The following is a 22,175-nucleotide window of genomic DNA, read 5'->3' as shown; positions in this document are numbered from 1 at the left end:
CTCTAGCTCTTGATGTATGGCTCGCCGGAAGCAGCAGGCGGACGAGATCGTCCGACCAGGCCAGCCACAGCGAAGATCGTCACGACATACGGCAGCATCAGCATGAACTGGCTCGGCACCGGGGATCCGATCACCGACAAGACGCCCTGCAGGTTGGTGGCGAACCCGAACAGCAGCGCCGCGAGAGTTGCCCGGATCGGATCCCACTTGCCGAAGATGACTGCGGCAAGTGCGATATAACCGGCGCCTGCGGTCATCTCGCGACCGAACTGCGGATTGGTGACCAGGGTGTAGAACGCTCCGCCCATGCCAGCGATGGCGCCGGCGAGCATCATGTTCCAATACCTGGTTGGCACCACCTTGATACCCACGGTGTCAGCCGCCTGGGGGTGTTCGCCGACTGCGCGCAGTCGCAGGCCCCAGCGTGTGCGGTACAGACCGAACCAGACCAGGAACACCGTGACGTACATCAGGTAGACGATGATCGTCTGGCGAAACAGCACCGGGCCGAGCACTGGAATCTCGCTGAGCACCGGGATGGAGAGGACCGGGAACAGCGGCGGTGAGTTTAGCTCGGCCGCGTTCGGGTTCAGCACCTGGCGGTAGAGGAACGTCGTGAGCCCTGCGACGAGCACGTTAAGCACGACTCCGACGATGACCTGGTTGACGTAGTACGTGATCGCGAACACGGCGAGCACCAGTGAAACCAGCGCACCGGCGAACATCGCAGCGATCAGGCCAGCCCACGGGCTGCCGGTCGCCGAGCCGACCACCGCTGCCAAGAAGGCACCGGCGAGCAGCTGCGCTTCAATCGCGATGTTGACGACACCGACCCGCTCGCCGATCACGCCTCCGAGAGCTCCGAAGATCAACGGTGTGGCGAGCGCGAGCGCTCCCCCCAGCAGTCCGATCATGGGCAGCGTCCCGCCGGCCGATGCCCACGCGAGGAACCCGATCATCAGGATCACGACATAGACCACCGTCAGCCAGAGCGGCAGCCGGCGATGCGCACGTGTCCACACAACAGAGAGCACGGTGGCCGCAGCGAGCAGCGCCACGCACACCCAAGCTGTCGCGTTTGCCGGGAGCACCAGTTCGGGGAGCTGAATGGCCGCGTTCGCGGAACGGACCAGACGGAACGTGCTCACGCCTTCCCGCGGAACGAGCAACGGCAGCAGCGCGAACAGAACAGTGAACAGACCGAAGATGATCGGTGTCTTCCACGAGGTGATAGTGACGCGACGCTGCTCGTCACTGACGACCGTTTCAGCGGTGATGGTCATGCGGACACCTCCTCGGCGATCTGTGCGGCGTTCTTCTTCGGTGTCTTCGGTTTCTTTGGCTTCTTGCGGGCCCCCGGCTGCGGCAGACCGAAGATCGCACGCACGAGCGGCGGTGCGGCGATGAACAGCACGATCAGCGACTGCACGACGAGCACAATCTCGATCGGGACGTTCTCCGATGCCTGCATCGCGAATCCGCCTGCCTTGAACGCGCCGAACAGGATGCCTGCGGCAAGGATGCCCAGCGGCGTGGATCGACCGAGCAATGCGACCGTGATGGCGTCAAAGCCGATGCCGGCGTCGATGTCACCACCGAAGCCGCTGGTGACAGTGCCGAGCATCTGGCTGACTCCAGCGATGCCGACCAAGCCGCCTGCGATCACCATGACGAGGAAGTACATCTTGCCGACGCTGATGCCGGCGACCCGCGCGGCCGCGGGGTTCTCCCCCACCGCCCGAAACCGGAACCCGAGGCTGGAGCGTTCCAGCAGCCACCACGTGAACGCGACGGCGATCAGCGCAAGGATGAAGCCAGCGTGCAGCTTGTACTGCGAACCGAGGATGCCTGGGAGGAGCGCCGACTCCGCCATCGCAGCGGTCTTCGGATTATTGGAGCCAGGGGCCTGCAGGATGCCAGGGGTGGCCAGCATCCAGGCCAGCAAATAAAAGGCGATGTGATTGAGCATGATCGTGACGATCACCTCGTGTGCGCCAGTGCGTGCCTTCAGCAAGCCAGCGATACCAGCCCACAGTGCCCCCGCGAGGACTCCGGCGATGATGGCGACGAGCATGTGCATCGGCCACGGCAGATTCATGCTCGTGCCCACCCAGCCGGCGGCGGCTGCGGCCATCAGCATCTGGCCCTGACCACCGATGTTGAACAGGCCGGCGCGAAACGCGAGCCCGACGCCGAGACCGGCTGCGATCAGTGGTGTTGCGAACTTCAGCGTCTCGGTGAGCGGCTTGATTCCGGCAGCGAACCCATCAACGCGGAAGTTGTAGATCGCGCCTTGGAAGAGCGCGACGTACGCCCCGGAGACGGATTCCCACACGGCGGCGAGCATGTCCTGCGGACGCGAGAAGAAGTAGCCTGCGGTGCGCTGCACATCGGCGTCGGTGAAGGCGATCATGATCGCGCCGGCGACCAGCGCGAGAATCACGGAGAGCACGGAGATCATGCCGTTGCCGGTGGAGACGCGCTGCAACGCAGTGGTCCACCGTGAAGGCTCGGCGCCGAAATCTGCCGGCGGGGCTTTGATCGGAGCCGGTGTGGGAGCACTCATGCGCCTGCCTCCTCGGACGGTGAGGCGGGATCGACGGCAATGGTCGTGTCGGTCTCGACCATGCCCGCCATCATGAGACCGAGCTGCTCGCGAGAGGTATCACCAGGCACGATGCCGACCACCTTTCCTCGGTACATCACCATGATGCGATCGGCGAGTGCGGCCGCCTCATCGAGTTCAGTGGAAATGACGATGACGGGGATGCCGGAGTCCCGCGTCTCGACGATGCGTGTGTGAATGAACTCGATCGAGCCGACATCAACGCCACGAGTCGGCTGCGCAGCGACGAACAGCGAGAGGTCTCGGCTGAGCTCGCGCGCCAATACGACCTTCTGCTGGTTTCCGCCCGACAAGCGCCCGGCCTGCTGCGTCGGACCCTGCGTGCGGATGTCGAATTCGGCGATCTTCTCCTTGGCGAAGGTGTCGAGTGCCTGCAACTGCAGGGTTCCGGCCTTCACGAACGGGGCACCGACCGAACGGTCGAGCATGAGGTTCTCCGCGATGGAGAACTCCTTGACGAGCCCGTCGACGCTGCGATCTTCGGGAACGAAGCCGACACCGTCATCGAGGATCTCGCGGACGGAGCGTCCGATCAGCTCGGCGCCGTTCAAGCGGATGCTGCCCTCGATCCGCGGCTGCAGACCGACGATGGCTTCGGTGAGCTCGGTCTGGCCGTTGCCCTGCACACCGGCGACCACGAGCACCTCTCCGGCGCGTACCGAGAATGACACGTCGTCGACGAGTACGACGCCGAACGGGTCGGTGACCGTGAGCTCTTTCACGACGAGGGCTTCATTGCCGAGCTTGGGCGCATTCTTGTGCACCTTGAGTTCGACCGCGCGCCCCACCATGAGGGAGGCGAGTTCCTGGTTACTGGCGGTCGGCGACGCTTCACCGACGACCTTTCCCAAACGGATGACCGTGATGCGATCTGCGACCTCGCGGACCTCACGGAGTTTGTGGGTGATGAAGACGATCGACGTACCGGACTGCTGGAGCGTGCGCATCGTCGCCATGAGTTCGTCGGTCTCCTGCGGCGTGAGCACTGCAGTGGGCTCATCGAACACCAGTACCCTCGCATTACGCGAAAGCGCCTTGATGATCTCCACTCGCTGCTGCACACCGACGGGCAGATCCTCAACGATGGCATCCGGGTCGACCTGGAATCCGAAGCGATCGGAGATCTCGCGAACCATCTGGCGGGCAGCGGCCAAATCCAGACGTCCGCCGAAGCGTGTCTTCTCATGGCCGAGCATCACGTTCTCGGCGACGGTGAAGACAGGGATCAGCATGAAGTGCTGGTGCACCATGCCGATGCCGGCCGCCATCGCGTCGCCGGGGCCCGCGAAGTGCTGCTCGACGCCATCCAGCAGGATCTCGCCATCGTCGGCCTGGTACAGGCCATACAGCACGTTCATCAGCGTCGACTTGCCAGCGCCGTTCTCGCCGAGGAGACAGTGAATCTCCCCCGGCTCGATCGTGAGATCGATGTGGTCGTTGGCCGTCAGCGCGCCGAACCTCTTTGTGATGCCGCGCAGTTCAAGCTTCATGTGTCAGATCCTAATCAGCAAATGGTGCTTCGTCCCAAGCTCTTGTGGGCGCCTGGGATCGGCAAGGGGAGGCCGGCAGTTGGCCGGCCTCCCCTTGTAGGTCGTACTCGATCAGTCGAAGTACGAGGTGACGGTGACGTCGCCGCTGATGATCTGCTCCTGCAGATCCTGCACGGCCGTCCACAGCGCCGGGTCGACCTTGTCTTCGAAGTTGTGCAGCTCGGCGATGCCAACACCCTCGTTCTCGAGCGTGCCGATGTAAGGAGTCGCGTCGAACTCATCGTTCGCGCTGCTCATCGTGGCCTCGTAGGTGGAGAGCTTCATGTCCTTGAGGATCGAGGTCAGCACGAAGTCCTCGGTGGTCGGGTCAGTGACGAACAGGTCAGCATCCGCACCGATCAGTGCGATGTCGCGACCGGACTCCTTGATGGCCTGGAGACCCGACTGGTAGATCGGACCACCGACAGGCAGCAGCACGTCGACACCCTGGTCGATGATGTTCTGCGCGACCGTCTTGGCCTCGGGGCCAGCCTCGAATCCGCCCGTGAAGGAACCGTTCGTACCGTCCCAGCCGACGACCTCGACGGCCGTGCCGTTCTCCTCGTTGTAATAGTTGACGCCCTGGTAGAAGCCGTCCATGAAGATCGTCACGGTCGGGAACTCCATGCCGCCGTAAGTTCCGACCTTGCCCGCCTCGGAGAATCCGGCAGACAGGTAGCCGGCGAGGAATGCAGCCTCAGCCGTGTTGTACAGCAGCGGCTTGACATTTTCGGCATCCGTAGTGCCGTCGAAGTCAGCGTCTGCGGCGTCGTCGACGAGGATGTAGTCGATGCCCTCATTGGCCAGTGCGCTCTCGACGGTGGCAGCAGAAAGCGCGAAGCCGACAGAGATGATGGCGTTGCAGCCTTCCGAGACAAGGCTCTCCAGGTTCGGGGCGAAGTCGGTCTCGCTGTTGGACTCGACGTTCTTGTACTCGACGCCAAGTTCCTCTGCGGCCTGCTCCATGCCCTCGAAGGAAAGCTGGTTGAACGACTTGTCATCGAAGCCGCCCTGGTCAGAGACGATGCAGGGAAGGAAGTCGAGGGCTTCGCCACCGCCGGCAGTGCCGCCATCGGACTCTTCCGGAGCTGCGCCGCAGCCTGCCAGTGCAACGGCGACTCCGGTCGCCACGAGCGCTGCGAGTGCGCGCTTCTTGATGCTAATGGTCACGTAAGCCTCCACGACTACTGGCCTGCGCCAATCGCAAGGCCCCAGAGGCTAAGTTACCTACTATTACGCCGCCACCGAGAGCGATCGCGGTTAATGGTTACAAACTCGAAACAGATCGGACGTGCGCCTCAGAGCACGTCTCCACGCCCGGTGAGCTTCAGCGACTCGACGACGCCCTTCACTCGCTGCGCGTGCTCGATCGTCGTAACCAGCAGTGCGTCGGGAGTATCGACGACCACGATGTCTTTCACGCCGACGAGACTGATCACCCGTGACGTCTGACTGACGAGGATTCCGGTCGCAGCATCCGACAGCACTCGAGCCTTCGGACCGAGCACGGCGAGGTCGTTCTTGCGGCCGTTGCTGATGAGTTTGGTGAGGGATGCGAAATCGCCTACGTCGTCCCAGTCAAAGTGACCGGGAATCACCGCAAGGCGCCCCTTCGCGGCTGCAGGTTCTGCGACTGCATAGTCGATGGCGATCTTCTTGATCTTCGGCCAGACGCGATCGACGACCGGGCCCCGTCGCTCACGGTCATCCCAGGCTTCGGCGAGTTCGAGCAGGCCCGCGTGCATCTCTGGCTCGTTCGCGGCGAGCTCGTCCAGCAACACGCTCGCCTTCGAGATGAACATGCCTGCGTTCCACAGGAAGGAGCGGTCTGCGAAGTACTGCGTGGCGGTCTCGAGATCGGGCTTCTCCACGAAGCGAACGACGGTCGCCGCTTCCGGAGCCTTGTCGATGATGAGCTCATCGCCCTTCTCGATGTAACCAAAGCCAACCGACGGCTCCGACGGCTGAATACCGATCGTGCAGATGTAGCCGGCTCGAGCAACGGCGACGGCCTGCTCGACGGCGAACTCGAAGGTGCGGGTGCCGCGAATCACGTGATCTGCGGCGAAGGAACCGATGATGACGTCCGGGTTACGACGATGCAGGATGGCGGCGGCGAGTCCGATCGCTGCGGCCGAGTCGCGCGGCTCGGACTCGAGGAAAACGTTCATGTCAGCAATGCCTGGAAGCTCCGCCTCGACAGCAGCACGGTGCGCACGCCCGGTCACCACCGCGATCCGGTCTGGCCCCGTCATCGGCTCCAGACGATCCCACGTGTCGCGAAGCAGCGAGTTTCCGGACCCGGTGAGGTCGTGCAGGAACTTCGGTGCATCCGCCCGGGAAAGGGGCCACAGTCTGCTCCCGATGCCACCGGCGGGGATAACTGCGTAAAAGTCGTCGAACGGCTCGGTCATGGCTCCAGCGTAGCCCGTGCGAAGAATCTTGATATCGAGATACTTAGGCGAGCCTTCCTCGCTCCCAGTGTTTGAACAGGAATAGGATGGGACACGATCGGGCAGCTCTGTGGTCAGTTCAGACTCAGGAGTCGCTGCCGACGTCGCATCGACCAGGGAGGACGACCGTGTCCGCAGGCACTCGCTTGACACCGTCGATTTCGGAAACCACGTCCAAAGCGCCGCGCGGCACCCTTTATCGGGGCCGCGAAGGCATGTGGTCGTGGGTGCTTCATCGCATCACCGGAGTCGCCATCTTCTTCTTCTTGCTGGTGCATGTGCTCGACACAGCACTGATCCGCGTCTCCCCCGAGGCGTACAACGCGGTGATCGGCACCTATAAGAACCCGATCATGGCGCTGGGCGAGGTCGTGTTGGTCGCGGCCATCGTGTTCCACGCGATGAACGGTCTGCGCATCATCCTGGTCGACTTCTGGTCCAAGGGTGCGCGTTTCCAGAGGCAGCTCTTCTGGGGCGTCATCGCCGTGTGGCTCGTGCTCATGGCTGGCTTCTCCGGTCGTCACCTCATGCTCGCGTTCGCCGGATTCGGAGGGGGTCACTGATGTCCGCTCAGACCGTCGCCGCACCGGCACGCCGCCGCCGTGGGATCAACCTCGAGAAGTGGGGCTGGGTGTTCATGCGAGCATCCGGCGTCGTACTGATCGTCCTGATCTTCGGACACCTGTTTGTCAACCTGATGGTCGGCGAGGGCATCCACGCCCTCGACTTCGCCTTCATCGCCGGAAAGTTCGCCACCCCGTTCTGGCAGTGGTGGGACGTGCTGATGCTGTGGCTCGCACTGCTTCACGGCAGCAACGGCATGCGCACGATCGTCAACGACTACGTGACCACGCCCAAGGTTCGCAAGGTTCTGGTCTGGGCGATCGGCCTGGCTGCCGCGCTGCTGATCGTGCTTGGCACCCTGGTCGTATTCACCTTTGACCCCTGCCTCGGCGTCGACGAGGCCAGCACACTGTGGACCGAGTGTGTCGCCATCGGCGCCGTCGGGAACTGAGAAGAGAGCTACGAGAAGTGACTACTGAGACGCAGGATTCCGTCGTCCGTGACGGCATTCATTACCACCAGTTCGACGTTGTCATCGTCGGCGCCGGTGGGGCCGGCATGCGCGCTGCAATCGAAGCGGGCCCAGGGGCGAAGACGGCCGTGATCTCCAAGCTCTATCCGACTCGCTCGCACACCGGTGCGGCGCAGGGCGGCATGGCTGCGGCCCTCGCGAACGTTGAGGAAGACAACTGGGAGTGGCACACTTTCGACACCGTCAAGGGCGGCGATTATCTCGTCGATCAGGATGCTGCCGAAATCCTCGCCAAGGAGGCCATCGACGCAGTCATCGACCTCGAGAACATGGGCCTGCCCTTCAACCGCACGCCAGAGGGCAAGATCGACCAGCGTCGTTTCGGCGGTCACACCTCTGAGCACGGCAAGGCCCCAGTGCGCCGTGCGTGCTACGCCGCAGACCGCACCGGCCACATGATCCTGCAGACACTGTTCCAGAACTGCGTCCGCCTCGGCATCAACTTCTTCAACGAGTTCTATGTTCTCGACCTGATCACGGTCAAGGCCGAGGACGGCAGCACGCAGGTCGCAGGCGTCGTCGCATACGACCTCTCCACCGGCGAGTTGCACGTCTTCCAGTCGAAGGCCGTGATCTTCGCGACCGGTGGCTTCGGCAAGATCTACAAGACCACCTCCAACGCCCACACCCTCACCGGTGACGGCGTCGGCATCATCTGGCGCAAGAACCTCCCGCTCGAGGACATGGAGTTCTTCCAGTTCCACCCGACCGGCCTCGCCGGCCTCGGCATCCTCCTCACAGAGGGCGCCCGCGGTGAGGGCGCGATCCTGCGCAACGCATCCGGTGAGCGCTTCATGGAGCGCTATGCCCCCACCATCAAGGACCTCGCACCGCGTGACATCGTGGCCCGGTCCATGGTGCAAGAGGTACTCGACGGCCGCGGCGCCGGCCCGAACAAGGACTACGTCTACCTGGACTGCACCCACCTTGGTGCGGAGGTGCTGGAGACCAAGCTCCCCGACATCACCGAGTTCGCACGCACCTACCTGGGTGTCGACCCGGTCACCGACCCGGTGCCAGTGATGCCGACCGCGCACTACGCCATGGGCGGTATCCCCACCAACAACAACGCTGAGGTTCTGGCTGACAACGACACCGTCGTTCCTGGCCTTTACGCAGCCGGTGAATGCGCCTGCGTCTCGGTGCACGGCTCGAACCGTCTGGGCACGAACTCGCTGCTCGACATCAACGTCTTCGGAAAGCGTGCCGGCAACAACGCCGTCGCGTACGCCAAGACTGCAGAGTTTGTACCTCTCCCCGAGAACCCCGCTGCCTTCGTCTCCGGGCTGCTCGAAAACGTGCGCACCAGCAACGGCACTGAACGGGTCGCGGTCCTGCGTAAGAAGCTGCAGGACGAGATGGATCTCGGCGCTCAGGTCTTCCGCACCCACGATTCACTCGAGCACGTGCTCGGCGTCATCAAGGAACTGCGCGAGCGCTACAAGAACGTCTACGTCGACGACAAGGGCAAGCGGTTCAACACCGATCTGCTCGAGGCTATCGAGCTGGGCTTCCTGCTCGACATCGCCGAGGTCGTCGTCTACGCCGCGCAGAACCGCGAGGAGAGCCGTGGCGGTCACATGCGCGACGACTTCCCCAAGCGCGACGACGAGAACTACATGAAGCACACGATGGCCTATCTGACCGGTGACCCGCACTCGTCGACACCGGCCGACCACATCAAGCTCGATTGGAAGCCCGTCGTCATGACCCGCTACCAACCGATGGAGAGGAAGTACTGAGCATGTCGAACGCCGTTGCAGAAGCTCCCGCTGCCGCAGAACCTGCCATCGAATCTTTCCTGGTCACGTTTATCGTGCGCCGGTTTGACCCCGAGACCGACGAAGAGCCGCGCTGGGTGGACTACGACGTCGAGCTGTACGCGACCGACCGCGTGCTCGACGCGCTGCACAAGATCAAGTGGGAGGTCGACGGTTCGCTGTCATTCCGTCGATCCTGCGCACACGGTATCTGCGGTTCGGATGCCATGCGCATCAACGGTCGCAACCGTCTGGCCTGCAAGACGCTGATCAAGGACCTCGACATATCGAAGCCGATCTACGTTGAGGCCATCAAGGGGCTGCCTCTGGAGAAGGACCTCATCGTCGACATGGAGCCGTTCTTCGCCTCTTTCCGCGAAGTGCAGCCGTTCCTCGTTGCAGGCTCCATCCCGGAGAAGGGCAAGGAGCGCGTGCAGTCGATCGCAGATCGCGCGATCTTCGACGACACCACCAAGTGCATCCTGTGCGCCGCGTGCACCTCTTCGTGCCCAGTGTTCTGGACCGACGGGCAGTACTTCGGCCCCGCTGCCATCGTCAACGCGCACCGCTTCATCTTCGACTCGCGTGACGACAACGCCGATGTGCGCTTGGACATCCTCAACGACAAGGAAGGCGTATGGCGCTGCCGTACGACCTTCAACTGCTCGGAGGCGTGCCCGCGTGGCATCGAGGTCACCAAGGCGATCGCGGAGGTCAAGCAGGCCGTTCTGCGCGGACGTCGCTGACTCTCAACAGGTTTTTCTGTCTTCGACACGCCCCCACCCTGGATAGGGTGGGGGCGTGTCTGATTCTGAGGCCGATGCAATCGAGGCCGGTCGCCTGGGCGTCGCGGTTGAGCGCGCGACCGCGCTGACAAAGCGCACTCTTGGACTGTTCCCTGTGCGGGTGTGGCGACACTTCCTGCAGAACAACGGCTTCCTGCTCGCCGCAGGAGTCAGCTATCAGGCACTTTTCGCAATTTTCGCGGCCGTTTATCTCGCGTTCGCGATTGCTGGTCTCTGGCTGGGCGGTAGCGCCGATGCCGTCGACGCGCTGATCGGCGTGATCAACAGCTATATCCCGAACTTGATCAGCGAGCCCCCACACGGAGTGGTCACACCCGAGCAGGCCCACGACATCGCCACGAACACTACCGGAGTACTCAGCATCACCGGTCTGATTGCACTGGGTGCGGTCATCTGGACAGCCATCGGTTGGGTGACGTTTTCTCGACGCGCTGTGCGCGACATGTTCGGGCTTCCCCCTGACCGGCGCAGTTACGTGCTGCTCAAGGCGCGCGATCTGCTCGCCGCCCTCATCTTCGGAGTGTCTCTGCTCGTGGGCTCAGCGCTCAGCTACGCCAGTGCGGCCACACTGAGCTGGCTCCTCAGGCTGCTGGGTTGGGACGCAGGCTCCGGCACTGTGAACCTGCTCATCCGCATCGGCACCATCCTCATTTCGTTCGTCCTGCTCTCGGCCGCGCTTGCCACGATGGTGCGTTTCCTCACCGGGACCTCTCTAAGGTGGCGAACAATTTGGCCGGGCGCGCTCCTCGGTGGTGGAGCCATGACCGTCCTGCAGTTCGGTGTGGGCTTCCTGCTGAGCTACACACCGACCAATCCCCTCCTCGCCACCTTCGCGATCTTCATCGGTCTACTGCTCTGGTTCCGCGTCAACGGGGTGGTCATGCTGGTGGCTTCGGCGTGGATCGCCATCTCCGCACAGGATCGCGATCTGCCTCTGCTGCAACAGAGCGAAGCCGAACGCATCGCGGCCGAGTATCAAGCTCTGCTTCTGGACGCACGCATTAGCCTGCGTGAGGCGCGCGAAGCACAGCGCGACGCGCCCTGGTATCGCGCCTGGGGCGCGAGAAGAGCAGTGAATGCGGCGATGTCTGAGCTCGCAAATCTCGTCGCGAATCCGCCCGACCTCACGACTGCGGAGGCTCCACCGACCCGGCGGCTGATCACAGATCCCACGCGCTCGGAAGGCGATGTCCGAGGTGCTCGATAGGCTGGATGCATGCCCCATCTGCGCGTAGCTTCGGTCAATGTCAACGGAATCCGGGCGTCGGCTCGCAACGGAATGAGCACGTGGCTCGACACGGCAGATGTCGACGTTCTGACGCTGCAAGAGGTGCGCGGGCAGGACGAACACCTGGAGGCCGCACTCCCCGGCTGGCACATCATTCACGATGCGGCCACGGCCAAGGGCCGCGCAGGCGTCGCCATCGCAAGCCGCACCCCCGCGCTAGCAAGCCGCACCGCGTTCGGCGCAGATGACTTCGATTCCAAAGGTCGCTGGATCGAGGGTGACTTCATGCTCGGCGACCGGTCGTTGACCGTCGTCAGCGCCTATGTGCACTCGGGCGAAGTAGACACGCCGAAGCAGGATGAGAAGTGGAAGTTCCTCGAAGCCTTCGGACCCCGGCTGAGTGAGCTTGGGCAGGGCGACGCTCTCGCTGTCGTCACTGGCGATCTCAATGTTGGGCACCGCGAACTCGACATCAAGAACTGGCGAGGCAATCGCAAGAAAGCCGGGTTCCTTCCACGGGAGCGCGCATACTTCGACCGCTTCCTCGGTGAAGCAGGCACCGAGGTCACGGGTGTCGACGGCACAGTCGGCACCGGACTCGGATGGGTAGACGTTGGCCGTCGATTCCACGGTGAGATCGAAGGGCCCTACACCTGGTGGTCGGCGCGGGGCCAGGCGTTCGACAACGACACGGGATGGCGAATCGACTACCACCTCGTGTCCCCGACGCTTGCGGAGCGCGTGCAGGCCTACAGCGTCGCGCGCGCCGCAGCCTATGCAGAGCGCTGGAGCGATCACGCACCCGTCGTCGTGGATTACTCATACTGAGCTGCGAGCAACGGGTTTCCGTAACTACTCCGAGGGTTTTCCGGGTGGGCCGAGCATTGCCGTGCCGTCACGCTGAATGCATGAACACCAGATCGTTTCTGCGCATTTGGATGGGCTGCCTCATCGGCTGCCTTCCGATCCTCGCCCTACTGCTGGTACCGCAGCTCATGCGCAGTCGGGCCGGCGATGAGCAACTACTGCTCGTCGGCACCGCTCTCCTTGCTATTCTGCTCATCGGGGCGTTCGTGTGCGGGCCGATAATGGCTGCTTGGTTCGGTCCCGTGCGCGGATCATGGGAGCCACGGACCGCGTTGCGTTCGGCCCGCGCCGTCTGGCAGCAGCGCCGCGGCGGGGCGGTAGTCGCGCTTGCGGCAGGAGCAGGGATCTACGTGGCGGGGCAGATCATCGGTTACGCCGTGGGGGCGCTCGTGCCTTACGTGAGCGACAACCCGGCTCACCTCGCAGACCAGAGCCAGTCACCGTGGATCATCCACTATCCCGCTTACGTGTTGCAGGCGAGCGTCCTCTACGCGGCGACGACTCTGGCTGTCGCGGTCTACTCGTGGCGTCTTCGCTCGCAGCTACTGCCGAGCGCGCTCACGCGGTGAAGCCTGTCAGCAGCGCAGCGCTCTCTCCAGCATCACCCTAGGATTGATACCGTGACGAGACCTCGCCTTTACTCAGGAATGCAGCCCTCCGCCGATTCTCTCCAGATCGGTAACTACATCGGTGCTCTCCTGCAGTGGCGAGATCTGCAGAACGCCTACGACGCGTACTTCTCCGTCGTTGACCTGCACGCGCTCACGCAGCCGAATGACCCTGCCGAACTTCGTGAGAAGACGCGCCGTACGGCCGCGCAGTACATCGCCGCGGGGATCGAGCCTTCGAAATCGACGCTGTACGTGCAGTCGCACGTGCGCGCTCACGCCGAACTCGCCTGGATCCTCAGCACCGTCACCGGTTTCGGTGAAGCGAGCAGGATGACCCAGTTCAAGGACAAGTCGGCCCGCTACGGCACGGATGCCACAAGCGTGGGTCTGTTCACCTACCCGGTGCTGATGGCAGCCGACATCCTGCTCTATCAGACCGACATCGTGCCGGTCGGTGACGACCAGAAGCAGCACGTCGAGCTCACCCGCGACCTCGCGGAGCGCTTCAACTCGCGATTCGGCGAGACGTTCGTCGTGCCGATGCCCGTGATCCAGAAGGACACCGCGCGCATCTACGACATGCAGAACCCGACCTCGAAGATGTCAAAGTCCGCAGAGAGCGACGCAGGCGTGCTGTGGATGCTGGATGACCCAGCGAAGTCGGCGAAAAAGATCATGCGTGCCGTCACCGACAATGAGGGCAGCGTCCGCTTCGACCGCGAGAACAAGCCCGGCGTCTCGAACATGCTGACCATCTATGCCGCCCTGAGCGGCCGTCAGGTGGCTTCGATCGAAGATGAATATGCAGGTCGCGGATACGGCGACTTCAAGAAGGGCCTCGCCGAGGTTGTCGTCTCGGAATTCGAGCCGGTGCGCGCCCGCGCTCTTGAGTTGCTTGATGACCCCGCCGAGCTAGACCGCATCCTCGCCGCAAACGCCGCACGCGCGGATGCCGTCGCTGACCAAACGCTCGCCGACGTGTACGACAAGGTCGGTCTGCTCCGCCGCGTCTGAAGACTGGATCGACGGGGCACCCTAGGATTAGGGCGTGACTGATCCGCAGCTTCCGCCGTCCGCGCCTAATGGCTCAGTGCCGCCGGTACCGCCCGCGCCCGGATACCAGCCGGCCCCGGCACCTTCGCCCGGGTACCAGCCCGGACCGGTACCGGCACCCGGCTACCAGGTGCCGGCTGCACCCGGGTACCAGACGCCTCCCGGTGCGTATTCCGCTCCAGTAGGCGGCTACAGCGCCCCGGTAGGCAGTTATCAGGCACCGGAGGCTGCTCAGTCGAAGTCGACCGTCCTCGGGATCGTTGCGCTGGTGCTGTCGCTTGTGGCCGCGGTCGTCACGCCCATCTTCGCCGGCATCGCCGGATATCAGATCGGCGTTGCACTGCCCTCGGTCATGCAGCAGGTCGATACCAGTGCCAACGACCTCTCATTCCTCGCCCCCGTGCGCGAGCATGTGCTGCTGGGCGAGATCGGGTTCTGGGTCGGCACGATCGCTGGCATCGCTGCGATCGTTCTCGGGATCATGGCCACCGTGAAGCGGCAGGGCCGAGGACCGGGCATCGCCGCGCTGGTCCTGGGTGTCCTGGCGCCCATAATCTTCTTCATCGTGCTCTTCATCGCGCTCAGCGCGGGTGCCGGCACCGGCGCTATCTCGTTGTACGGGTCTTGAAGTCGTTCAGCCATGCCTCGCGCTCAGCGCGGGGCATGGTGCTTCTGTTGAGCGGCCAGCAGCCCCTCAGCGACGAGCAGTTCAACGGCATCCGCGGCGTCGGAGACGAGAATCCCCAGAGTCTCGCGCTCGACCTTTCCGAACGGTGACAGCACCCAGTCGGCAGGGTCTTGACGCCCTGGTGGGCGACCGATGCCGACGCGTACACGCGGGAAGTCGGCGGTACTGATCGCACGTGCGACGTCTCGCACGCCGTTGTGTCCACCATGCCCACCGCCGACCTTGAGCTTCACGGTGTCAAAGGGAATATCGAGTTCATCGTGAATGACGACCGTGCGCTCTGGTGGCACGGAATAGAAGCGGGTGAGAGCTGCCACAGGCGTACCGGAGACGTTCATGAAGGAGTTCGGCTTGGCGAGCACGAGTTTGTCTCCCCCTGGCCGCAACCAGGTCTCGACGACGCGTGCACCACCCTTGTGCTCGCGGAAGCTCTCGCTGCGGCGTGCCGCGAGCTCATCCACGACGAGCTGGCCGACGTTGTGCCGGGTTGTCTCGTAGCGGGGGCCGGGGTTGCCCAGTCCCACGATCAGCCAGGTGTCAGCCATGCGTCTCTCGCCTTTCGAACGTCGTCAGCATACGACAGAGGGGACGCGATGCGCTCGCGTCCCCTCTGTGCACGAAGTGCGGGTGAATTACTCCGCAGCAGCCTCAGCGGCCGGAGCAGCCGGCTCGGCGGCGGCATCGTCCGCGGCCACCTCGGCTGCGGGGACGTAGACGGCGACGATCAGCAGCTCGGGGTCGTCGAGCAGAGTCGCGCCCTTGGGGAGCACAACGTCGCTTGCGGTGATGTGCGCGCCCTCTTCGAGGCCCTCGACCGAAATCTCGAGGTTCTGGGGGATGTGCGTCGCCTCGACCTCAAGCTTGACCGACGTGACCTCGAGGGTGACGCTCGTGCCGGCGAAGGACTCACCAGTGGTGAACACCGGAACCTCGACCTGAACCTTCTCACCCTTCCGCACGACCAGGAGGTCGATGTGCTCGATGATCTGGCGTACCGGATCGCGCTGCACATCCTTGACAAGTGCGAGCTGACCCTTGCCTTCGATGTCGAGCTCAAGCAATGCGTTCGCACGGCGGATGATGAGCGAGACCTGGTGGCCGGGCAGCGCCACGTGCACGGGCTCGGTGCCGTGACCGTAGATGACGGCGGGGATCTTGCCGGCGGCGCGCAGACGGCGGGCGAAGCCCTTGCCGAACTGCTCACGAACCTCAGCGTGGACCTTGGTGTCCTCAGACATGAATTCTCCTTCGGGGCACGCGACGAACTGCTCACCGCGTGGTGGTCTAATTGTCAGATTCTCGGACGCAGACGCACGAAGAAGCCACGAGACTTGCATTCGCCGCGTCGATCACGGATGCCGCGCACGCGAAGCATCCCTCGCCGAGGAACTCCTCTATCGTACCGGATGACCGGGTAGGCTGATACTCAGGTCTTTTCCCCACGCAGAACTTGGAGTCCGGCATGCTCGACGGCGCTTTCCTCTCACACGCCATCCTCTGGCTCATCGGCGCTATGACGCTCTGCGCCACTGTCTTCACGATCGGCGCGTTGTTCTCGATGGGGCGCACCAGCTACCGCAAGGACTGACCCCAGGACTGACCCCACGGCAGCGCAACGCCCGCGCGTCACGCCAACAAATGGCATCTCGCGACACATGCGCGCACGCGTGCCGCCCACGGGGATAATCTGAGAGCATCCCCACTTCACGACCGAGGAGAAGTCTGTGCCCGAAGCATCAGCGAACATCGGAGTCGTCGGACTCGCCGTCATGGGTTCGAATCTCGCCCGCAACCTCGCCAGCCGCGAGGGCAACACCGTGGCGATCTTCAACCGAAGCTACGCGAAGACGCAGACCGTTCTCGATGAGCACCCGGAGGCCGGCTTCGTTGCGGCATCCACCTATCAGGAGTTCGCCGACTCCCTGCAGAAGCCGCGCACCGCGATCATCATGGTCAAGGCTGGCGGTCCGACCGATGCGGTGATCAACTCGCTCGTCGAGGTCTTCGAGCCGGGTGACATCATCGTCGATGGTGGGAACGCGTACTTCCCCGACACGATCCGTCGAGAAAAGGCCGTCCGCGAGACCGGAATCAACTTCGTCGGTGCCGGTATCTCCGGCGGCGAAGAAGGCGCTCTCCTCGGCCCGAGCATCATGCCCGGCGGATCGGATGAGTCCTGGATCACGCTCGGCCCGATCCTGAAGTCCATCGCAGCGGTCGCCGAAGGCGAACCGTGTGTCACGCACGTCGGTCACGACGGCGCCGGACACTTCGTCAAGATGGTGCACAACGGCATTGAGTACGCCGACATGCAGCTCATCGCTGAGGCGTACGACCTCATTCGCCGCGGCACCGGCAAGACCCCCGCGGAGATCGCCGATGTCTTCGCCGAGTGGAACAAGGGCGAGCTCGAGTCGTACCTGATCGAGATCACCGCCGAGGTTCTCCGCCAGGTCGACGCTGAAACGGGCAAGCCGCTCGTCGACATCATCGTCGACCAGGCTGGCGCCAAGGGCACCGGCGCCTGGACAGTGCAGACTGCACTTTCCCTCGGCGTCCCGGTCTCCGGCATTGCCGAGGCGACGTTCGCTCGTTCACTGTCTTCACACCCTGAGCAGCGCGCGGCAGCTGCCGCCCTGCCCGGCCCGGAGGAAGAGTTCGAGGTCGAGGACACCGAGGCATTCATCGAGGACGTGCGCCTGGCACTGTTCGCATCGAAGATCATCGCCTACTCGCAAGGGTTCGACGAGATCCGCGCTGGAGCTGCCGAATACGACTGGCAGATCGACCTCGGTGCGATCAGCAAGATCTGGCGCGGCGGCTGCATCATCCGCGCACAGTTCCTCAATCCCATCGCCGACGCCTACGCCGAGAACCCGGATCTTCCGGTGCTCGCGGTGGCGCCGTACTTCGCCGAAGCGCTGACCCGCGGTCAGGCCTCATGGCGCCGCGTCGTGATCGCCGCAACCGAGGCGGGTATCCCCTCGCCGGCATTCTCGTCATCGCTCGCGTACTACGACGGCATCCGCGCCGACCGACTGCCGGCAGCCCTTGTGCAGGGCCAGCGCGATTTCTTCGGCGCACACACCTACAAGCGCATCGACAAGGAAGGCACCTTCCACACGCTGTGGTCGGGCGACCGCACCGAGATCGAGGCAGAAGACACGCACTGATCGTTTGTGCACGACGAAGGGCTGGCGACCTCGCGGTTGCCAGCCCTTCGTCTTTCAGGTGAGTCGTCTATCAGGCGACTCCTCTATCAGGACGTGACACGCGTCATGCGACGATGTTGTGGTTTCGCCGGAACACGTTGTGCGGATCCCATGCCGCTTTTACTGTGCGTAGCCGCTCGAAAGCCGCGGCCGAGAACATCCCCGACACTGCCGCCGGACGCTCCGTGTCGGCGAAGTTTCCGTACTCGGCCAGGCGACCGGATTCGATCTCTCGCCAGTCCGCAAGGATCGCTGCACGGGTGTCGTCATCGATCATGCCGGGAATGTCGAATCCGCCCGCCATCACGAACCACGTCGCCGACCTCGCGGGGAAAGGCGTCGCCTCCTGCGGCACGTCCGCGAATGCTCCCCCGAGTGAGCGCAAGAACACGACCGATGCCGGATACGCGCCGCGGAATGCCACCAACCGATCGATGAGGTCATCGTCGAGCTCGGCATAGAGGCCATTACCTCCCAGGAACCCGGGAGGGGCAGGCGCATCTTCCCCGGCCTCCGGCTCAGGCATCTGGAGCAGGATCTCGCGGTATGCCGGAGTTGTCACGGTGGCATCGATACCATCCAGTGCTGCCACCGGCGCGAGTGCTGATCGCAGCGCATCCGCGTCTTCCCCTGCCCAGACCGCGGCCAGACGCGCGCCAGCCGGCGCGCTCGGATCCATCGCCGGAACATCCATATAGGTGACCGTCAGCTCGCGCGCGGCCGTGCGCATCAGATCGCGCGTCGCGCGCAGCGTGGTTCCTGCATCCCCGCCGATCACATACTCCCCGTAGGCGATGCCGGAAAGCGGATGTGCCGCAAAATCGAAACGTGTGACGATGCCGAAGTTGCCACCGCCGCCCTTCAGCGCCCAGAACAGCTCGGCGTTCTCGCCTGCTCCGACCTCGATGATCTCGCCGGCCGCCGTCACGAGTTGGGCGCCGATCAACTGATCGACTGCGAGCCCCCAGCTGCGCACCATCCAGCCGATTCCGCCGCCGAGCGTCAACCCGCCAACGCCGACGCTGGCGGTGTCACCTGAGCTGATTGCCAGCCCGGCATCCGCGAGCGTCGTGGCGACTGCGCCCCACGTCGCCCCACCACCGATATGCACGGTGGATCCTTCAACGTGAACGTCCGCGAGTCCGGTGAGATCGATCCGCATGCCGTCCGGCGCGTCATGCGACCAAGGCCCATGACCGCCGGATACGACCGTGATCGTGAGAGTTTCCTGGCGCGCACGTCGCACCAGGGCGGCGACATCCTCCGGTGTCGCCGGAAGTACTGTGAGTTGGCTTTTTGTCATGCGCTCACGCTAGCGACGGCCACCGACACAGTGGTCGAATCGGGAGAATCCGCCCTTCGCCGTCAGCGAACTGTCGCGTTCCCCGGTACCACCACGGTCTTCAAACCCTCACCGCGGGCGGCGGCATTCAGCGCATCGAAGAACTCCTTCAACGGCACCTGTTTGGTGATCAGTGGCGTCAGCACGACGGCACCCGCGGCGATCAGCCTCATCGCCGCGCGCCACGAGGTCGGCGTGGATGCGAAGCCGCTGGAAACGGTGAGCTCTTTGTACAAAACGATGTCGAACGGCAGCGTAACCTCGCGTCCGAATATCCCCACCTGCACGTAGCGTGCGCCCCGGCGCGCAGCGCGCAGCGCGTTTGCGGCTCCCGGGGCAGACCCGGAGCATTCGATGACGACATCGAAGGAGTCAGTCTCCGGCGTTTCGGTCGTGGTTCCGATGCCGAGATCTGCGGCGACGGCCAGACGTGCGGCGTCGGCGGGGAGCCCGGAGAGTGTAACGATGCCCCCGGAGGCTTTAGCCACTTGTGCTGCGAGCTGTCCCATCGCCCCAGGCCCGGTGACGAGAACGCGGTCCCCCGGTTGCACGACCGGCGGATCGAGCAGACACTGGGCGACGCAGGCGAGTGGTTCGCTGAGCACTCCGTCGAGTTCTCCCGGCGTCGCCGGCATCCGGTGCAGGTTGATGACAGGCATCAGCAATTGCGTGGCAAACCCACCGTTTCGGAATGAACCGATCGAACGGCGATCCACGCACAGATTGCGGCGCCCGGCGCGGCACATGTCACACTCCTCGCACGCAGCGAAATACGTCTCCATTGCCACTTTTGCGCCGAGCCAGGAGGCATCCACCTCGGAGCCGACCGAGGAAACAACGCCGAGAACTTCGTGGCCCATGACGACCGGCCGCTCGTGGTCGTACTCGTCATGGGCGACGTGCACGTCAGTGCCACAGATGCCGGTCGCGAGAACATCGATGACGACCTGTCCTGCACCAGCGACCGGAACGTCGACCTCGCCGATCTCGATACCCTCGACGCCGGGACCACGCTTAATCACGGCAGGCATGGTGTTCATCGGTTGCGACCTTTCACCAGTCATGGACGGTGCCATCGGCGGGGCGGTTGTTCAGGGGGACGTATCGACGGCAGTGCGGAACGCGGAGGCGCGCGCGGCGAGGGCTTTGAGGTCACCGCCCGGGCGGGCAGCATCTCCAACGAGAGGGCTGCCGACACCAAACCCGAAGGCACCTGCCGCGAGGAATGACCCGATCGTCTCGACGTACACACCCCCGACGGGGATGATCCTGGCATCCGGGAAGGGATCGCGCACCGCCTGGATGAATCCGGCGCCGAGTGTGGCTGCGGGGAACAGCTTCACCGCTGCCGCCCCCAGATCCATTCCGCGCTGAATCTCGGTGGGTGTGTAGACGCCAGGGAGCACGCCGATGTTCTGCGCAATCGCGTACTCGACGGATGCTGTGAGCGTCGGCGTCACGATGAACTGAGCACCGGCCGCGACCGCACGGTCGGTGTCTGCCTCGGTGAGAACTGTTCCTGCACCGATAAGAGCTTCTGCCGGGGCATCCGACACGATCTGAGCGATCGCCTCTTCGGCATCCGCCAGCGTGAGCGTGATCTCCAGCGTCGTCACGCCAGAGGCGATCAGCGTGCGCGCAGCGGCCACGGTCGCATCCACGTCGGTACCCCGCAGAATCGCCACCAGCCGGTCAGAGGCGATCCGTTCGCGCAACTGCGCGTTATCCACTGTGCTCATGATCCTGTGCTCACCATTCCGCCACCGATCCATCCGTGTGCCGCCAGATCGGGTTCTGCCAGGTCTCCCAGCGAGATGCGGCATCCCGTACGGCCTTCTCGTCGATCTCGATTCCGAGACCTGCACCAGTCAACCGCTCGAAGCTGCCATCGACGAACTTCAGCGGCGCCGTGTCGACAACATAGTCGAGCACCTCAGCGCCCTGGTTGTAGTGGATGCCGATCGACTGCTCCTGGATGAGGTAGTTCGGCGTCGCGAAACCCACCTGCAGACACGCGGCGAGCGCAAGCGGACCCAGGGGGCAATGCGGTGCGAGCGAGACGTCGAATGTCTCGGCGAGCGCGGCGATGCGACGCACCTCGGAGATTCCTCCGGCGTGCGAGAGATCTGGCTGTGCAATCGCAATTCCGGCCTGCAGCACGGGGAGAAACTCCTGCCTGCTGTACAGCCGCTCCCCCGTCGCAATCGGAATCGTCGTGGCATCCACAATCCGCGCAATGGCGTGCGAGTTCTCGGGAACAACTGGCTCCTCGAGGAAGAACGGATGCAGCGGCTCCAGCAGCGGCGCCAAGCGACGAGCGGTGGCGAGCGTGAACCGCCCGTGCAGATCGACCGCGACATCGCGATCCGGCCCGAGCACCTCCCGTGCCATGGCGACTCGCGAGACGACGCCGTCAAGCTCGGCGACCGAGCCGTTGCGGCTCATCTTGCCCGAGGCGTTCATCTTCACCGCGGTGAGTCCGACCTCGAGCTGTTCGGAGATGTGATCAGCCACTTCGGCCGGGTCATCACCGCCGACCCAGCCGTATGCTCGGATGCGGTCGCGAACGGCACCGCCGAGCAGATCGTACACAGGGACGCCGAGTCTCTTGCCTTTGAGGTCCCACAGCGCCTGATCGACGCCGGCGACGGCACTGGCGAGCACCGCGCCGCCACGGTAGAACTGGCTCTTGGTGAGCACCTGCCAGTGGTCCTCGATCAGTCCTGGGTCACGCCCCAAGAGGTACTCGGCGAACTGGTCGACGGCCGCACGCACGACATCGGCATAACCCTCCAGCGACGCCTCGCCCCAGCCGACGAGGCCATCACTTGTCTCGATACGCACGAACAGCCAGCGCGGCGCAACAGGGAAGGACTCGACGCGAGCGATGGTGACGGTCATATC

General features: G+C 64.0%; 22 protein-coding genes. 11 read left to right on the top strand and 11 right to left on the bottom strand.

The genetic code is table 11. From position 1 onward, the window contains the following. Positions 1 to 2 precede the first annotated feature (2 nt). The 5 genes from AC1C2O_RS18505 to AC1C2O_RS18485 form a co-directional block, all read right to left on the bottom strand. A complete protein-coding gene (locus AC1C2O_RS18505) occupies positions 3 to 1,283 on the bottom strand; it encodes an ABC transporter permease (RefSeq protein WP_495432040.1) in 1,281 nt (426 codons plus the stop codon). Continuing rightward, the gene (locus tag AC1C2O_RS18500) at positions 1,280 to 2,566 is read right to left on the bottom strand and encodes an ABC transporter permease (protein WP_495432039.1); all 1,287 of its coding nucleotides are present in this window, start codon (positions 2,564 to 2,566) and stop codon (positions 1,280 to 1,282) included. The genes AC1C2O_RS18505 and AC1C2O_RS18500 overlap by 4 nt, the downstream gene beginning before the upstream one ends. Then, complete coding sequence (locus AC1C2O_RS18495) at positions 2,563 to 4,116, bottom strand: ABC transporter ATP-binding protein (protein ID WP_495432038.1); 1,554 nt, start codon at positions 4,114 to 4,116, stop codon at positions 2,563 to 2,565. Before AC1C2O_RS18495 ends, AC1C2O_RS18500 begins: the two co-directional genes overlap by 4 nt. 111 nt (positions 4,117 to 4,227) lie before the next feature. Continuing rightward, positions 4,228 to 5,325: a BMP family lipoprotein gene (locus tag AC1C2O_RS18490; RefSeq protein WP_495432037.1), complete on the bottom strand. Its 1,098-nt coding sequence runs from the start codon at positions 5,323 to 5,325 to the stop codon at positions 4,228 to 4,230. 128 nt (positions 5,326 to 5,453) lie between these two features. Next, complete coding sequence (locus tag AC1C2O_RS18485) at positions 5,454 to 6,569, bottom strand: mannose-1-phosphate guanylyltransferase (protein ID WP_495432036.1); 1,116 nt, start codon at positions 6,567 to 6,569, stop codon at positions 5,454 to 5,456. A gap of 167 nt (positions 6,570 to 6,736) precedes the next feature. Here AC1C2O_RS18485 and sdhC point away from each other — a divergent pair, with 167 nt between their 5' ends. The 9 genes from sdhC to AC1C2O_RS18440 all read left to right on the top strand — a co-directional run bounded on the left by sdhC (position 6,737) and on the right by AC1C2O_RS18440 (position 14,657). Further along, positions 6,737 to 7,171, top strand: a complete 435-nt coding sequence (sdhC, locus tag AC1C2O_RS18480; RefSeq protein ID WP_495432035.1) for a succinate dehydrogenase, cytochrome b556 subunit — start codon at positions 6,737 to 6,739, stop codon at positions 7,169 to 7,171. Further along, positions 7,171 to 7,623: a succinate dehydrogenase hydrophobic membrane anchor subunit gene (locus AC1C2O_RS18475; protein WP_495432034.1), complete on the top strand. Its 453-nt coding sequence runs from the start codon at positions 7,171 to 7,173 to the stop codon at positions 7,621 to 7,623. The genes sdhC and AC1C2O_RS18475 overlap by 1 nt, the downstream gene beginning before the upstream one ends. Before the next feature lie 17 nt (positions 7,624 to 7,640). After that, entirely contained in the window at positions 7,641 to 9,446 is a 1,806-nt protein-coding gene (gene sdhA / locus AC1C2O_RS18470; RefSeq protein ID WP_495432033.1) for a succinate dehydrogenase flavoprotein subunit, read from the top strand. A gap of 2 nt (positions 9,447 to 9,448) precedes the next feature. After that, positions 9,449 to 10,210 (top strand): succinate dehydrogenase iron-sulfur subunit, encoded by a 762-nt coding sequence (locus tag AC1C2O_RS18465; RefSeq protein ID WP_495432032.1) that lies wholly within the window; start codon positions 9,449 to 9,451, stop codon positions 10,208 to 10,210. 55 nt (positions 10,211 to 10,265) lie between these two features. Continuing rightward, positions 10,266 to 11,477: a YihY/virulence factor BrkB family protein gene (locus tag AC1C2O_RS18460; protein ID WP_495432031.1), complete on the top strand. Its 1,212-nt coding sequence runs from the start codon at positions 10,266 to 10,268 to the stop codon at positions 11,475 to 11,477. A gap of 9 nt (positions 11,478 to 11,486) precedes the next feature. Beyond that, positions 11,487 to 12,326, top strand: coding sequence for an exodeoxyribonuclease III (locus tag AC1C2O_RS18455; protein WP_495432030.1), 840 nt, complete (start codon positions 11,487 to 11,489; stop codon positions 12,324 to 12,326). Positions 12,327 to 12,406: 80 nt separating this feature from the next. Next, the gene (locus AC1C2O_RS18450; RefSeq protein ID WP_495432029.1) at positions 12,407 to 12,934 is read left to right on the top strand and encodes a hypothetical protein; all 528 of its coding nucleotides are present in this window, start codon (positions 12,407 to 12,409) and stop codon (positions 12,932 to 12,934) included. Positions 12,935 to 12,985: 51 nt separating this feature from the next. Next, complete coding sequence (gene trpS, locus AC1C2O_RS18445; RefSeq protein WP_495432028.1) at positions 12,986 to 13,990, top strand: tryptophan--tRNA ligase; 1,005 nt, start codon at positions 12,986 to 12,988, stop codon at positions 13,988 to 13,990. A 34-nt stretch (positions 13,991 to 14,024) separates the two neighbouring features. Then, complete coding sequence (locus AC1C2O_RS18440; RefSeq protein WP_495432027.1) at positions 14,025 to 14,657, top strand: hypothetical protein; 633 nt, start codon at positions 14,025 to 14,027, stop codon at positions 14,655 to 14,657. A gap of 23 nt (positions 14,658 to 14,680) precedes the next feature. On the opposite strand, the gene pth is transcribed toward AC1C2O_RS18440, so the two are convergent. Both pth and AC1C2O_RS18430 read right to left on the bottom strand, forming a co-directional pair. Continuing rightward, the gene (pth, locus tag AC1C2O_RS18435) at positions 14,681 to 15,262 is read right to left on the bottom strand and encodes an aminoacyl-tRNA hydrolase (RefSeq protein WP_495432026.1); all 582 of its coding nucleotides are present in this window, start codon (positions 15,260 to 15,262) and stop codon (positions 14,681 to 14,683) included. 87 nt (positions 15,263 to 15,349) lie between these two features. After that, positions 15,350 to 15,955 (bottom strand): 50S ribosomal protein L25/general stress protein Ctc, encoded by a 606-nt coding sequence (locus tag AC1C2O_RS18430; RefSeq protein WP_495432025.1) that lies wholly within the window; start codon positions 15,953 to 15,955, stop codon positions 15,350 to 15,352. A gap of 224 nt (positions 15,956 to 16,179) precedes the next feature. On the opposite strand from AC1C2O_RS18430, the gene AC1C2O_RS18425 reads away from it, so the two are divergent. Continuing rightward, complete coding sequence (locus AC1C2O_RS18425; RefSeq protein WP_495432024.1) at positions 16,180 to 16,305, top strand: hypothetical protein; 126 nt, start codon at positions 16,180 to 16,182, stop codon at positions 16,303 to 16,305. Between the two features lie 136 nt (positions 16,306 to 16,441). Continuing rightward, on the top strand, positions 16,442 to 17,890 hold the full coding sequence (gene gnd, locus AC1C2O_RS18420; RefSeq protein WP_495432023.1) for an NADP-dependent phosphogluconate dehydrogenase: 1,449 nt from the start codon (positions 16,442 to 16,444) through the stop codon (positions 17,888 to 17,890). A 103-nt stretch (positions 17,891 to 17,993) separates the two neighbouring features. Here gnd and AC1C2O_RS18415 read toward each other — a convergent pair whose 3' ends face one another. From AC1C2O_RS18415 to dgoD, 4 genes are all read right to left on the bottom strand, one after another. After that, positions 17,994 to 19,232, bottom strand: coding sequence for an FAD-binding oxidoreductase (locus AC1C2O_RS18415; RefSeq protein ID WP_495432022.1), 1,239 nt, complete (start codon positions 19,230 to 19,232; stop codon positions 17,994 to 17,996). Positions 19,233 to 19,294: 62 nt separating this feature from the next. Beyond that, complete coding sequence (locus AC1C2O_RS18410) at positions 19,295 to 20,311, bottom strand: alcohol dehydrogenase catalytic domain-containing protein (protein ID WP_495432021.1); 1,017 nt, start codon at positions 20,309 to 20,311, stop codon at positions 19,295 to 19,297. A gap of 51 nt (positions 20,312 to 20,362) precedes the next feature. Then, on the bottom strand, positions 20,363 to 21,010 hold the full coding sequence (locus AC1C2O_RS18405; RefSeq protein WP_495432020.1) for a bifunctional 4-hydroxy-2-oxoglutarate aldolase/2-dehydro-3-deoxy-phosphogluconate aldolase: 648 nt from the start codon (positions 21,008 to 21,010) through the stop codon (positions 20,363 to 20,365). Positions 21,011 to 21,020: 10 nt separating this feature from the next. Then, on the bottom strand, positions 21,021 to 22,172 hold the full coding sequence (gene dgoD / locus AC1C2O_RS18400) for a galactonate dehydratase (RefSeq protein ID WP_495432019.1): 1,152 nt from the start codon (positions 22,170 to 22,172) through the stop codon (positions 21,021 to 21,023). Positions 22,173 to 22,175 lie beyond the last annotated feature (3 nt).

It is taken from the genome of Microbacterium sp. Y355 (assembly GCF_059445345.1).
Note: the sequence above shows the minus strand (reverse complement) of the source record. Positions and strands in the feature narration are given on the sequence as shown.